Source organism: Serratia sp. AS12, assembly GCF_000214195.1.
Lineage (GTDB): Bacteria > Pseudomonadota > Gammaproteobacteria > Enterobacterales > Enterobacteriaceae > Serratia > Serratia plymuthica.
In genome coordinates this window covers 2,260,805-2,274,463 of record NC_015566.1, presented here as the reverse complement: position 1 = coordinate 2,274,463, position 13,659 = coordinate 2,260,805, and the positions used below count along the sequence as shown (strand labels likewise).

The following is a 13,659-nucleotide window of genomic DNA, read 5'->3' as shown; positions in this document are numbered from 1 at the left end:
GGGCTTTTTTTTATTCTTTTTTTAGCCACGCTTATTCACCCGCCCACATCATTTACATTCAGCAATAAAAAAACCGTAACCTGAGTTACGGTTTTACGTCAGCGCTTAATCTGCGGTGAAGCGTTATTTTTTCTTCGACAGATTGATCCAGGTTTGCACCACGGTATCCGGATTGAGGGACAGGCTATCAATGCCCTGCTCCATCAGCCATTCGGCGAAATCCTCATGATCGGATGGCCCCTGGCCACAAATACCCACGTATTTGCCATGACGCTTAGCGGCCTGAATCGCCATCGACAACAGCGCCTTCACCGCTTCGTTACGTTCATCAAACAGTTCCGACACCACGCCCGAATCGCGGTCCAACCCCAGCGTCAACTGAGTCATGTCGTTGGAGCCGATCGAGAAGCCATCAAAATGTTCCAGGAACTGATCCGCCAATAGCGCATTGGATGGGATTTCACACATCATGATCACTTTCAGGCCGTTCTCGCCGCGCTTGAGACCCTGACGCGCCAGCTCTGCAACCACCGCCTCCGCCTGCGCCACGGTTCGAACAAAGGGCACCATGATCTCGACGTTGGTGAGGCCCATTTCGTTGCGCACGCGTTTTACCGCATCGCACTCCATCGCAAAGCAATCACGGAAGCTGTCCGACACGTAGCGGCCTGCCCCACGGAAGCCCAGCATTGGGTTTTCTTCGTGCGGTTCATACTTCTCGCCGCCCACCAGGTTGGCGTATTCATTGGATTTGAAATCGGACAGACGAACGATCACCCGCTTCGGCCAGAATGCCGCACCCAGCGTGGCGATCCCTTCCGTCAGGCGACCCACGTAAAACTCGACAGGGTGGTCATAGCCCAGCATCAACGCCTTGATTTCGTTCTGCAGCGCCGGGGTTTGTTGATCGAACTCCAGCAACGCCTTTGGATGGACGCCAATCATGCGGTTGATGATAAATTCCAGACGAGCCAGACCCACGCCTTCATTCGGTAAACGGGCAAAATCGAAAGCCCGATCCGGGTTACCGACGTTCATCATGATTTTCAACGGCAGGTCCGGCAATTCGGTCACTTCAGAGCTCTGTACGGTAAAGTCGATCATATCGCTGTACACGAAGCCGGTATCGCCTTCCGCACAGGAAACGGTGACTTTCTGGCCGTCTTTCAGCAAATCGGTGGCGTTGCCGCAGCCGACTACCGCCGGGATACCCAGCTCGCGAGCGATAATCGCCGCGTGGCAGGTACGCCCCCCACGGTTGGTGACGATCGCCGCCGCTTTCTTCATGATCGGTTCCCAGTCCGGGTCGGTCATGTCGGTAACCAGCACGTCACCCGGCAGAATACGATCCATTTCGCTGATGCTATGGATCACCTTCACCGGGCCGGCACCGATGCGATGGCCGATAGCTCGCCCTTCCACCAGCACCGTACTTGTGCCGTTAAGCTGATAACGTTCCATCGTCTGCTCGTTGGAACGCACGGTTTCCGGACGCGCCTGCACAATCAGCAATTTTCCGGTATGGCCGTCTTTCGCCCACTCGATGTCCATCGGGCGGCCGTAATGTTTTTCGATCAAAATCGCCTGATGCGCCAGTGCTTCCACTTCCTGGTCGGTCAGAGAGAAACGATTGCGTTGCTGCTCTGGCACATCTTCGATTTGCACCTGCTTGCCGTGATCCAGCGAAGGTGCGTACACCATGCGGATTTTCTTCGAACCGAGGTTGCGGCGGACGATAGCCGGATTGCCGCGTAGCAGCGTCGGTTTGTGCACATAGAACTCATCCGGGTTCACCGCGCCCTGCACCACCATTTCGCCCAAGCCGAAGGCGGACGTAATAAATACCACCTGATCAAAGCCCGACTCGGTATCAATGGTGAACATCACGCCGGAAGACGCCAGATCGGAGCGTACCATGCGCTGTACGCCGGCCGACAAGGCTACGCCGCGGTGGTCATAGCCCTGATGTACGCGATACGAGATGGCGCGGTCATTAAACAGTGAGGCGAAAACGTGTTTGATCGCCACCATGACAGCGTCGATACCCTGCACGTTGAGGAAGGTTTCCTGCTGGCCGGCAAAAGAGGCATCCGGCATGTCTTCCGCAGTCGCGGAAGAACGCACGGCAAACGAGGCTTCCGGCTCGCCGTCCGCCAACTGTTGGTAAGCCAGGTTAATTTCACGCTCGAATTCCGCATGGAATGGCGTGTCGATGACCCATTGGCGAATTTGCGCACCGGCCTTGGCCAGTTGAGCAACATCGTCAACGTCAGTTTGATCCAGTAATTGATAGATGCGCTGGTTAACACCGCTTTGCTCGAGGAAATCGTTAAACGCCTGTGCGGTGGTGGCAAAACCGTTTGGCACGGCCACGCCCAAATCGGAAAGATTGGTGATCATTTCACCGAGGGAGGCATTTTTGCCACCGACACGGTCAACGTCGTGCATGCCGAGCTGGTTGTACCAAAGCACATTACGCAAGTCTGGGCCATTGTTGGACATCGAGACAATCCTTATTGCTATCAGTAGGGTATAGACGGATTTAATTCGTTTGCTTTCTTGGGCACCGACAAAACGGAGCCAACTCAGACTAGCACAATGATCCATAGGAAATGGAAAGGTGAATCGATCAACCCGATGAAGAAAGTGGATTTTCGGAAAATTACCTGAAAGCCTGAATTTGACTGGAATCGTTCCCTATGGCACTAAAAGCTTAAATCTCAACAAATTAAGTATTTTTTAAACTTCAGTTTTAAAGGCCATAATAATTGGATGGACTTTGATGAACATAACGCCAATATGCTGAATATGCCATCGCTGAAAATAAATCCTGCTTTTTCATAAAAATTAAAATAACGTTTCATCTTAAAAACCTGTGGCTCATTATTCCCCTGCCTCGACAATCAATGGCCAACGCTGCCCGCATTATCACATTTTTTTTGCCCGCCCCTTTACCGCCGGTAAGCCTGAAGCCCATGATACGGTTAAGCAGGCGATACAACTGCATCACCGTTTCAGGTAAGGAGCCTCGGGTGGAAAGAAGCGTTTTTTATATTTCGGATGGCACGGCGATCACCGCCGAAGTGTTGGGCCACGCGGTTTTGTCCCAATTCCCGGTCAAGGCTACCACCTTTACGTTGCCCTTCGTTGAAACCGAAGCACGGGCCCGTGGAGTCTGCCAACAGATTAACGATATTTATCGCGATACCGGCGTGCGCCCGCTGGTGTTTTATTCCATCATTTCGCCGGAAGTGCGTAATGTCATCACCCAGAGCGAAGGCTTTTGCCAGGATATCGTTCAGGCGCTAGTCGGCCCGCTGCAGGGCGAACTGGACGTTGAACCCACGCCGGTGCCGAACCGCACCCACGGGCTGACGGCCAGCAACCTCGGCAAATACGATGCCCGTATCGCCGCCATTGACTACACGTTAGCCCATGATGACGGCATATCGCTACGTAATCTCGATCAGGCTCAGGTCATACTGTTGGGCGTATCCCGCTGCGGCAAAACCCCCACCAGCCTGTATCTGGCCATGCAGTTCGGGATCCGCGCCGCCAACTACCCGTTTACCGCCGACGATATGGACAATTTGCATCTCCCCGCCGCGCTGAAACCGTTTCAGCATAAACTGTTCGGTCTGACCATCGATCCGGAGCGGCTGGCCGCCATCCGCCAAGAACGCCGTGAAAACAGCCGTTATGCCTCAATTCGCCAGTGCCGGATGGAGCTTGCCGAAGTCGAAGCGCTATTCCGCAAGAACCAGATTCGCTATCTGAACACCACCAACTATTCGGTGGAGGAAATCTCCACTAAAATCCTGGATATTCTTGGCATGAGTCGCCGCATGTTCTAGGCAGCATGGCGCTCGCCGCTGGCAACGCGCCTAGCCGTGCGCTCTCCCGGCAGGGGTATTTTCCCTGCCGTCTGCCGCTGATTTCCCCACAGACCCTGATTTTTGTGCTTTTTTTAGTGGCTTCGATCAACAGAACACAATTTCTACGGTTGAATTCACCGGTTTTTACGTTATTGTGATCGGCATCACTTCCCGGCACTCCTGCCGCAGCGAAGAAAAGTCTTTAGAGAAAATCATGCACAAAACAGATGAACTGCGGACCGCGCGCATCGACAGCCTCGTCACGCCGCAAGCATTGGCGGAAAAGCTGCCGATTTCGGCGGAAATTGCCGATAGCGTGACAGCGTCACGACAACGAATTGAAAAGATTCTTACCGGCGAAGATCGTCGCCTGTTGGTGGTTATCGGCCCCTGCTCCATCCACGATTTAGACGCCGCCATCGATTATGCCGGCCGTCTGAATGCGCTGCGCATTCGCTATCAGGACCGCCTGGAAATCGTGATGCGCACTTATTTTGAAAAGCCGCGCACCGTGGTGGGCTGGAAAGGTCTGATCTCGGATCCGGCGCTGGATGGCACCTTTCAGGTAAATCGTGGCATCGAAATGGCACGCCGACTGTTACTGGAAGTCAATCAGCTCGGCCTGCCGACCGCCACCGAATTCCTGGACATGGTAGTCGGCCAATACATTGCCGACTTGATCAGTTGGGGCGCCATCGGCGCACGCACCACCGAAAGCCAGATCCACCGCGAAATGGCTTCTGCGCTCTCCTGCCCGGTGGGCTTCAAGAACGGTACCGACGGCAACACCCGCATCGCGATTGACGCCATCCGCGCGGCGCGCGCCGGCCACATGTTCCTGTCGCCGGACAAAAACGGGCAGATGACGATTTATCAGACCAGCGGCAATCCCTACGGTCATATCATCATGCGCGGCGGCAAAACGCCGAACTACCACGCCACCGATATCGTTGCCGCCTGCGACAGCCTGCGCGAATTTGAGCTGCCGGAACATCTGGTTATCGACTTCAGCCACGGCAACTGCCAGAAACTGCATCGCCGTCAACTGGAAGTAGCCGAGAATGTCTGCCAGCAGATCCGCGCCGGTTCCGCCGCCGTCACCGGCGTGATGGCAGAAAGTTTCCTGGTGGAAGGCACGCAGAAAATCGTTGCCGGCCAACCGCTGACTTACGGCCAGTCAATCACCGATCCATGTCTGAGCTGGTCCGACAGCGAACAGCTGCTGGCCATGCTGGCCGATGCGGTGGATACCCGCTTCTGAACCTGTTCTCCGGGGTGGCGACACCCCGGTTTTTCAACTTTCCCTTCTCTCATCTATACTTACGCCAATCAAGCCCGCAGACGCTATAAACCGCGCCCCTGCCAACAGGATGTGGAGTTTCCCGCATGAGCCATTCACTGTTATCCATCCCCTGTGTCACTCTGCAAGGGGAACACAAAACGCTCGGCGACTTTCCCGCCCGCGCTTATCTGGTGGTTAATACTGCCAGCAAATGCGGCTTTACTCCGCAATACCGTGGCCTGGAAAATCTGTGGCAGTACTATCGGGATCGCGGCCTGATGGTGTTGGGGTTCCCGTGCAATCAATTTGGTGCGCAAGAGCCAGGGGATCCGCTGGAGATCGCCAATTTCTGTACGCTCAACTACGGAGTCAGTTTCCCGCTGTTCAGCAAGGTGGAAGTTAACGGCCCCGGCACGCATCCGCTGTTCAACGAATTGAAACGCCTGGGGCCGGGGGTGCTGGGCAGCAAGCGCATCAAGTGGAACTTCACCAAGTTCCTGCTGACTGCCGACGGCCAGCGGGTGAAACGTTTTGCGCCCATCACCAAACCTGAGCGTCTGTTTGACCACATAGAAACCCTGCTGAAATAACCCCCCTTGGTTTGCGGTCCGGGTGTGCCCGGACCGCGGCGACAGCCTTTCTTTCAAAAAGGTTCCATCGGTAAGAAAATTTTCCTTGATGTAACCTTTCATTCACATGATAATGATTATCAATATGATATTAATTACCATTTAATGGTCTGCTTTATAAATAAATGACGATGGATAATCACGATGCCCCCCCGCAGGGCAAAGCTGCCCCCGGTGCTGAACGCAGCCTGATCTCGCCTCCTTGCTACGACAGCGCGCAGTTGCTTGATGCAGACGGCGTAGCGATCATCCTCCATCAGGGCCAGCGTTACCAACTGCGGCAGACCAAGGCCGGGAAATTAATCCTGACCAAATAATCCCTTATTCCTCAACGCCAGCCACCCCGATCGCTTCGATCCAGGCAGCCAGCAAATCTATTGATATGTTTAAAACATATGGAGAATTGCGACATGCCTCTGCCCTCTTACACCCGGCTGCGTTTATCCGCATTGAGTTTGGCGATTGCCTGCGCTCTGCCGACGGTGACTTTTGCACAAACCACCAGCACAGTTTCTTCTTCTGCCGCCGCCCCGGCAAAAACCGAGAAAACCGGCGAAGACGCCATGACCGTTGTCGCTACCGGCAATCAGCGCAGCAGTTTTGAAGCGCCAATGATGGTCACGGTAATCGAAGGCAACGCGCCGGTAAGCCAGACTGCGTCTACCGCAGCCGATATGCTGCGCCGGATCCCCGGTATTACCGTCACCGGCACCGGCCGCAGCAACGGCCAGGACATTATGATGCGTGGCTATGATCGCCGAGGTGTACTGACGTTGGTGGATGGCATCCGCCAGGGAACGGATACCGGGCACATCAATGGCACCTTCCTCGATCCCGGTCTGATTAAACGCATTGAAGTGGTACGCGGCCCTTCTGCCCTGCTGTATGGCAGCGGCGCACTGGGGGGCGTGGTCGCCTATGAAACGGTCGATGCCGCCGATCTGCTGCTGCCCGGTCGTGACAGCGGTTTTCGGGTGTTCGGCACCGCAGCCAGCGGTGATCACAGCCTGGGTATGGGCGCCAGCGCCTACGGCAAGACCGACAATCTCGACGGCCTGCTGTCGTTCGGCACCCGCGACGTCGGCAATTTGCGCCAGGGCAACGGTTTTGACGCGCCAAACGATGAAACCATCAACAACCTGTTAGCCAAAGGTACCTGGACGCTGGACGAAAACCAGTCATTGAGCGGCAATCTGCGTTACTACAACAATCGGGCGCAGGAGCCTAAAAACCCTCAGGAGCCCGCCAGTTCCAGCGGCAACCTGATGACCGACCGCTCCACGATCCAGCGCGACGGCCAGCTCAGTTACCGCCTGAAACCTGTTGGCCAGGAATGGCTGGATGCCGAAGCGAAAGTGTATTATTCCGATGTGAAGATCAACGCCCACACTAACGGCAGTGAAGATGAAGCGCGCAAGCAAACCACCCGCGGTGCAAAACTGGAAAACCGTACCCGTTTGTTTGCCGATACCTTCGCGTCGCACCTGTTTACCTACGGTTCGGAAGCTTATAAGCAAGAACAGACGCCGGGGGGAGCGACCGAAAGCTTCCCTCAGGCGAAAATCAACTTTGCTTCCGGCTGGCTCCAGGATGAAATCACCTTGCGCGACCTGCCCATCACCCTGCTTGCCGGCACCCGTTACGATAACTACAAAGGCTCCAGCGACGGCTATGCGGATGTCGACGCCGACAAATGGTCATCACGAGGGGCAATCAGCATTACGCCAACCGACTGGCTGATGGTGTTCGGATCTTACTCCCAGGCGTTCCGTGCGCCAACCATGGGGGAAATGTATAACGACGCCAAACATTTCTCGATCCCCATGGGCCCGACCACCATTACCAACTACTGGGTGCCAAACCCCAATCTGAAGCCGGAAACCAACGCGACTCAGGAATACGGCTTCGGCCTGCGCTTTGACGATTTGCTGCTGGCGGACGACAGCCTGCAATTCAAAGCCAGCTATTTTGACACCAAGGCCAGAGATTACATCACCACCGACGTCACCATGGAGTTGGGGCGTGGCCCGCGTGGCCCCTATTGCATCAGTTGCACCACTTTCTCGACCAATATTGACCGCGCAAAAATCTGGGGCTGGGACGCCATGCTGAGCTATAAAACGGCGATTTTCGGCTGGGATCTGGCTTACAACCGCACACGCGGCAAGAACGAAGCCAGCGGCGACTGGTTAAGCAGCATCAACCCCGACACCGTGACCAGCACGCTGGATATCCCGTTGGGTGAAACCGGCCTGTCGACCGGTTGGGTCGCTACCTTCGCCGAGCGCGCCACGCGTGTGGAAACCGGTACCACCGAGCAAGGCGGCTACGGCGTTAACGATTTCTACCTGAGCTATAAAGGCCGCGAACGCCTGCAGGGCGTCACCACCACAGTGGTGCTGGGCAACGCCTTCGATAAAGAGTATTACTCGCCGCAGGGCATTCCGCAGGATGGCCGCAACGCCAAACTGCTGGTCAGCTATCAGTGGTAACCTTTTGAATACGGCGGGCAAGCCGATTGCCCGCCGCGTGAACCGCACACAGGAGCACAACCGATGAGCAATAACTTATACGCCCGTTACCAGCAGGCAAAAATTGATAATCCTGGCAAATACGCACGCGATCTGGCGGAACTGCTGGGTGTCAGCGAAGCGGAACTGACCCATGCCCGCGTGGGTGAAGACACCCGCCGCCTGCAAGCCGATGCACGTACCCTGCTGACCGAGCTGGAACAGGTTGGCGTGACCAAGTCCATTACTCGCAACAGCTATGCGGTACATGAGCAAATGGGCCGCTACCTTAACCAACACCTGAACGGCCACGCGGGGTTAATTCTTAACCCCCGCGAGCTGGATTTGCGCCTGTTCCTCAACCAGTGGGCCAGCGTATTTGCCATGAGCGAAACCAACAAGCGCGGCGTACGCCACAGCATTCAGTTCTTCGATCATCAGGGCGACGCCTTGCATAAGGTGTACACCACCGAGGAAACCGATCTGGGGGCCTGGATGGCGCTGGTCGAACGCCACCTGAGCACAGAAAACCCGGCTCTGGCACTGAAAGCGGCAGACTCCACGACCAGTAACGCCGCACCGGACGCCGAAAAAATTGACCGGGAATGGCGTGAAATGACCGACGTTCACCAGTTCTTCCAACTGCTGGGCCGCCATAAGCTAACGCGTCAGCAGGCCTTCCGCGCCGTCGGCAGCGATCTGGCGTACCAGGTGGATAACAACGCCTTGGCGCAGTTGCTCAATGCCGCGCACGGCTTGCAGAACGAGATCATGATTTTTGTCGGCAACCGAGGTTGCGTGCAGATCTTCACCGGCCAGATCGAGCGGCTGATGCCGCAGGAAGGTTGGATTAACGTGTTTAACCGCCGCTTCACTCTGCACCTGATCGAAGGCGCTATTGCAGAAAGCTGGATCACCCGCAAACCCACCAAAGACGGCTTCGTCACCAGCCTGGAGCTGTTCGCCGCCGACGGTACGCAAATCGCCCAACTTTACGGCCAACGTACCGAGGGCCAGCCGGAACAAACCCAGTGGCGTGAGCAGGTTGCCGCCCTTGAACCCAAGGACATTGCCGCATGAAATCTTCATTGTCCCGTCGTCTGACGTTGTGCCTTGCGCTGGCGTTGCCGTTCACCGCTGCGGCGGCGGAACGTATTGTCTCGATAGGCGGTGACGTCACCGAAATTGCCTTCGCCCTTGGCGCGGGCGATGAGATCGTGGCACGAGACAGCACCAGTCTGCAGCCAGCAGCCGTGAAACCGCTGCCGGATGTCGGCTATATGCGTCAACTCAATGCCGAAGGCATTCTGGCGCTGAAACCCACGCTGGTGCTGAGCACCGAACTGGCTGAACCTGCGCTGGTGCTCAAGCAGTTGGAGGAAAGCGGCGTGAAGGTGGTGCGAATTCCCGGCGACACCACGTTACAGGCGGTGCCGGAAAAAATCGCGGTCATCGCCCAGGCGCTGCAACGCCCCGACAGGGGCAAGCAACTGAGCGCTCGTTACCAACAACAGCTCGCACAGGTGAACACGTCTTCGTTGCCGATCAGGGTGTTGTTCGTCATGAGCCACGGCGGCATTACGCCGATGGCCGCCGGGCAACATACCGCCGCCGATGCGGTCATCACCGCCGCAGGGTTGAAGAACGCGATGCAAGGATTCAACCGCTACCGCCCGCTGTCGCAAGAAGGCGTGATCGCCAGTGCGCCCGATCTGCTGCTGGTCACCACCGATGGCGTCAAGACCCTCGGTGGCCTGAAGCAGCTGTGGAAACTGCCTGGCATTGCCCTCACGCCTGCCGGCAAAAACCACCGCGTGTTGGTGGTCGACGACATGGCGCTGCTGGGCTTTGGGCTGGAAACGCCGGCCGCGCTGGCCAAACTGCGTAATGCGGCGGAGCAAAAGTAATGCCTGGCCGCACCTCTGCGCGCGTGACCATTGCCGGCCTGTTGGTGCTGCTTGCGCTATTGGCGCTGGGCGCCGCCAATATGGGCGCGCTGACGCTGTCGTTTCGCACCCTGTGGCAAGAGCCGTTCAGCGATACCTCTTGGCATATCTGGCTAAACATCCGCTTGCCGCGTGTGCTGCTGGCGGTGGTCATCGGCTGCGCACTGGCGGTGTCCGGCGCCGTCATGCAGGGGCTGTTCCGCAATCCGCTGGCCGATCCCAGCCTGTTGGGCATCAGTAGCGGCGGCGCGCTGTTTGTCGCGCTGATTATCGTTATGCCGCTGGCCCTGCCGCCGGTGATTGCCTTGTATGGCCACATGTTGGCGGCTTTCCTCGGCAGCCTGCTGGTGTCACTGCTGATCTACGGCATCAGCCGCAGCGGGCACGGCAGCCTGTCACGCCTGTTGCTGGCGGGGATCGCCATCAACGCCCTGTGCATGGCGGCCATCGGCGTGCTGTCTTATCTCAGCAGCGATCAACAGCTACGCCAGTTTTCATTGTGGATGATGGGCAGCCTGAGCCAGTCACAGTGGCCAACGCTGATCGTATCGGCCTCTTTGATCCTGCCGGCGGCCCTGCTGACGCTGTTACAGGCGCGCTGCCTGAACCTGCTGCAACTGGGCGATGAAGAGGCGCACTACCTCGGCGTGAATGTCCAGCGTGCCAAACTGCAATTGCTTCTGCTTAGCGCATTGTTGATTGGCGCAGCGGTGGCGATGAGCGGCGTCATTGGCTTTATCGGCCTGGTGGTGCCGCACCTGGTGCGCATGCGACTCGGCGGCGACCACCGCTGGCTGCTGCCCTGCTCCGCGCTGGGCGGCGCCTGCCTGCTGCTGGTCAGCGACACACTGGCACGGACGCTGGTGGCGCCGGCGGAGATGCCGGTCGGGCTGATGACCAGCCTGATTGGCGGGCCTTATTTCTTATGGCTGGTCATGCGCCAGCGGGAGCGTACGGATGGGTAATGCATCAAGCCTGACGGCACGTCAGCTACGTTACAGCCTGGGTTCGCGCCGGTTAATCAACGACGTCTCGCTGAGTATCGCCAGCGGCGAAATGGTGGCGATTATCGGGCCGAACGGCGCGGGGAAATCGACGCTGCTGCGTCTGTTAACCGGCTACCTGTCGCCGAGCTGCGGAGAGTGCAAACTTCTTGGGTTGCCGTTGGATCAATGGCAACCGCAACAGTTAGCCAAAGTACGTGCGGTGATGCGTCAGCACAGCGATCTGGCCTTTCCGTTTACCGTCGAGGAAGTGGTCAGCATGGGCAGGTCACCGCACGGCAAGCGTCATGTGCAGCAAGCGGTGCAGCAGGTGATGGCGCAAACCGATTGTCTTGAACTGGCCCAGCGGGATTATCGCCGCCTTTCCGGCGGTGAACAGCAACGGGTACAGTTAGCCCGCGTGCTGGCGCAGCTTTGGCAGCCGCAGCCCTCGCCTTCCTGGTTGTTCCTGGACGAACCCACCTCGGCGCTGGATCTCTACCACCAGCAGCATACGCTGAGGTTGTTGCGTTCGCTGACGCGGCAACAGCCCATTGCGGTGTGCTGCGTACTGCACGATCTGAACCTGGCGGCGCTGTATGCCGACCGTATTTTATTGCTGCATCAGGGGCGTTTGGTTGCCGTGGGCACGCCGCAAGAGGTATTGCAGGCGGATATTCTGACCCGCTGGTATCAGGCCGATTTGGGCGTGGTGCACCACCCGGAAGTGGCGCTACCACAGGTTTATCTGCGTCAGTGAATGGGGCGCAGCATGCCGCGCTCACGTTAACCCGCTGCAATGTGAAACACGACGGGTATTTCAGCTCGAGCAGGAAATCTCCAGATGCTTGCCCCAATCCGGCGGCAAAGCGGCAAGATCGTCGTATTCTGGCACATCGGCGAACGGCGTCAACAACGCCTGATGCAGGCGCGCCAGCTTGCTGACATCATCCTGCTCGGCACGCTCAATCGCCTGCTGCGCCAGGTAATTGCGCAGGATTAATTTGGGATTTGCCGCCTTCATCGCCTGCTGCCGTTCACTGTCGCTCACCTGCTCTTGCTGCAAACGCTGCCGATATTGCTGATACCAAGCGTCGAATGCGCCGCGATCGATAAACTCGTCCCGCAACGGCGACTGCGCCTGTTGCTGTTCCGTCTGGCTCAGCAAGCGGAAAGTACGGGTATAGTCGCGCCCCTCTTGCGCCATGAGGCTCAACAGCCCGGTCAGCAGATCGTTATCCTGAGTCGACTGGGTGAAAAAGCCGAGTTTGGCGCGCATCTGCTCCCCATAGGCTCGCATCAACGCCGGTTCATAGACCGCCAACGCCTGCTGCAACTGCTCGGTGGTCATCAACCCGGACAGCGCCTGCGCCAGCCGGTGGAGGTTCCACAGCGCAACCGCGGGTTGATTATCAAAGGCATAACGCCCCTGATGATCCGAATGGTTGCAGATAAAGTCAGGTTTGTAATCATCGAGGAAAGCGTAAGGGCCATAATCGATGGTGATGCCAAGGATCGACATATTATCGGTGTTCATGACGCCGTGAGCGAACCCGACGGTCTGCCAATGCGCGATTAAGCGCGCAGTGCGTTCAACAACGTCAATAAACCAGGGTAAATAGCCGTCGTCGTGATCCTTCAACTGCGGCCAATGGCGAGCGATCACAAAATCGGCCAGCTGTTGCACCTGCTCCGGCTGTTTGCGGTAGTAAAAATGCTCAAAATGGCCGAAGCGCACATGGCTTTCCGCCACGCGCAGTAACATCGCGCCACGCTCCGGTTGTTCACGGAAAACGGGCTGTTCGCTGGTCACCAGAGTCAACGCGCGCGTGGTCGGAATGCCCAGATGATGCAACGCCTCGGAGGCCAGAAATTCACGGATCGCCGAACGCAATACGGCACGCCCGTCGCCCATCCGCGAATAAGGCGTTAGCCCCGCGCCTTTCAGATGCCAGTCCATGCTGCGGCCATCCGCCAGCTTTTGCTCGCCGAGCAAAATGCCACGGCCGTCGCCCAATTGCCCGGCCCACACGCCAAACTGATGGCCGCTGTACACCTGCGCCAACGGCTGCATACCGGGCAGCAGCCTTTCACCCGACCATATCGGGGTCTTGTCCTGGGTAAACCAGCTTTCGTCCAACCCCAGCTCTCGCGCCAGCGGTTCACTGTGATACAGCAGGCGAGCGCCCTTCAGCGGCGTGGGTTTCAATTCGGTATAAAAACCGGGTAACTGGTGGTGATAAGCGTTTTCAAACTGCGGCATAGGCCCTCCGTATCCGCTTAGTGTAGAGCCTGGGCGTGCGGATTAACACAGAGGAAATGCAGGGAGAACACCTCTGTCGAGAACCCAGGCAGAGGCGGAGGAGTGTCGTTTGCATCGATAGGGTTTAAACGCCTGATTGTGCCGATGAACGGAAGGCTTTATCCGCGGGAA

At 57.3% G+C, this 13,659-nt stretch carries 11 protein-coding genes; 9 read left to right on the top strand and 2 right to left on the bottom strand.

The window, feature by feature from the left end; translation table 11 throughout:
• Window positions 1-123 precede the first annotated feature (123 nt).
• Complete coding sequence (gene ppsA, locus SERAS12_RS10630; protein WP_013812657.1) at window positions 124-2,502, bottom strand: phosphoenolpyruvate synthase; 2,379 nt, start codon at window positions 2,500-2,502, stop codon at window positions 124-126.
• Window positions 2,503-3,032: 530 nt separating this feature from the next.
• Between ppsA and SERAS12_RS10625 the strand changes: the two genes are divergently transcribed.
• From SERAS12_RS10625 to SERAS12_RS10585, 9 genes are all read left to right on the top strand, one after another.
• Window positions 3,033-3,854, top strand: a complete 822-nt coding sequence (locus SERAS12_RS10625) for a pyruvate, water dikinase regulatory protein (protein ID WP_013812656.1) — start codon at window positions 3,033-3,035, stop codon at window positions 3,852-3,854.
• Between the two features lie 235 nt (window positions 3,855-4,089).
• The gene (locus tag SERAS12_RS10620) at window positions 4,090-5,136 is read left to right on the top strand and encodes a 3-deoxy-7-phosphoheptulonate synthase (protein WP_013812655.1); all 1,047 of its coding nucleotides are present in this window, start codon (window positions 4,090-4,092) and stop codon (window positions 5,134-5,136) included.
• Between the two features lie 125 nt (window positions 5,137-5,261).
• Window positions 5,262-5,747, top strand: coding sequence for a glutathione peroxidase (locus SERAS12_RS10615; RefSeq protein WP_013812654.1), 486 nt, complete (start codon window positions 5,262-5,264; stop codon window positions 5,745-5,747).
• A gap of 164 nt (window positions 5,748-5,911) precedes the next feature.
• Window positions 5,912-6,103: a hemin uptake protein HemP gene (gene hemP, locus SERAS12_RS10610; protein ID WP_013812653.1), complete on the top strand. Its 192-nt coding sequence runs from the start codon at window positions 5,912-5,914 to the stop codon at window positions 6,101-6,103.
• A gap of 93 nt (window positions 6,104-6,196) precedes the next feature.
• Window positions 6,197-8,278: a TonB-dependent hemoglobin/transferrin/lactoferrin family receptor gene (locus tag SERAS12_RS10605; protein WP_013812652.1), complete on the top strand. Its 2,082-nt coding sequence runs from the start codon at window positions 6,197-6,199 to the stop codon at window positions 8,276-8,278.
• 63 nt (window positions 8,279-8,341) lie between these two features.
• Window positions 8,342-9,376: a hemin-degrading factor gene (locus tag SERAS12_RS10600; protein ID WP_013812651.1), complete on the top strand. Its 1,035-nt coding sequence runs from the start codon at window positions 8,342-8,344 to the stop codon at window positions 9,374-9,376.
• Window positions 9,373-10,203, top strand: coding sequence for a hemin ABC transporter substrate-binding protein (locus SERAS12_RS10595; RefSeq protein ID WP_013812650.1), 831 nt, complete (start codon window positions 9,373-9,375; stop codon window positions 10,201-10,203). The genes SERAS12_RS10600 and SERAS12_RS10595 overlap by 4 nt, the downstream gene beginning before the upstream one ends.
• Complete coding sequence (locus tag SERAS12_RS10590; protein WP_013812649.1) at window positions 10,203-11,207, top strand: iron ABC transporter permease; 1,005 nt, start codon at window positions 10,203-10,205, stop codon at window positions 11,205-11,207. Before SERAS12_RS10595 ends, SERAS12_RS10590 begins: the two co-directional genes overlap by 1 nt.
• Window positions 11,200-11,985, top strand: a complete 786-nt coding sequence (locus SERAS12_RS10585; protein ID WP_013812648.1) for a heme ABC transporter ATP-binding protein — start codon at window positions 11,200-11,202, stop codon at window positions 11,983-11,985. The genes SERAS12_RS10590 and SERAS12_RS10585 overlap by 8 nt, the downstream gene beginning before the upstream one ends.
• Window positions 11,986-12,045: 60 nt before the next feature.
• Here SERAS12_RS10585 and SERAS12_RS10580 read toward each other — a convergent pair whose 3' ends face one another.
• Window positions 12,046-13,488 carry a protein adenylyltransferase SelO gene (locus tag SERAS12_RS10580; RefSeq protein ID WP_013812647.1) on the bottom strand — a complete coding sequence of 481 codons (1,443 nt, stop codon included), beginning with the start codon at window positions 13,486-13,488 and terminating at the stop codon, window positions 12,046-12,048.
• Window positions 13,489-13,659: the final 171 nt, after the last annotated feature.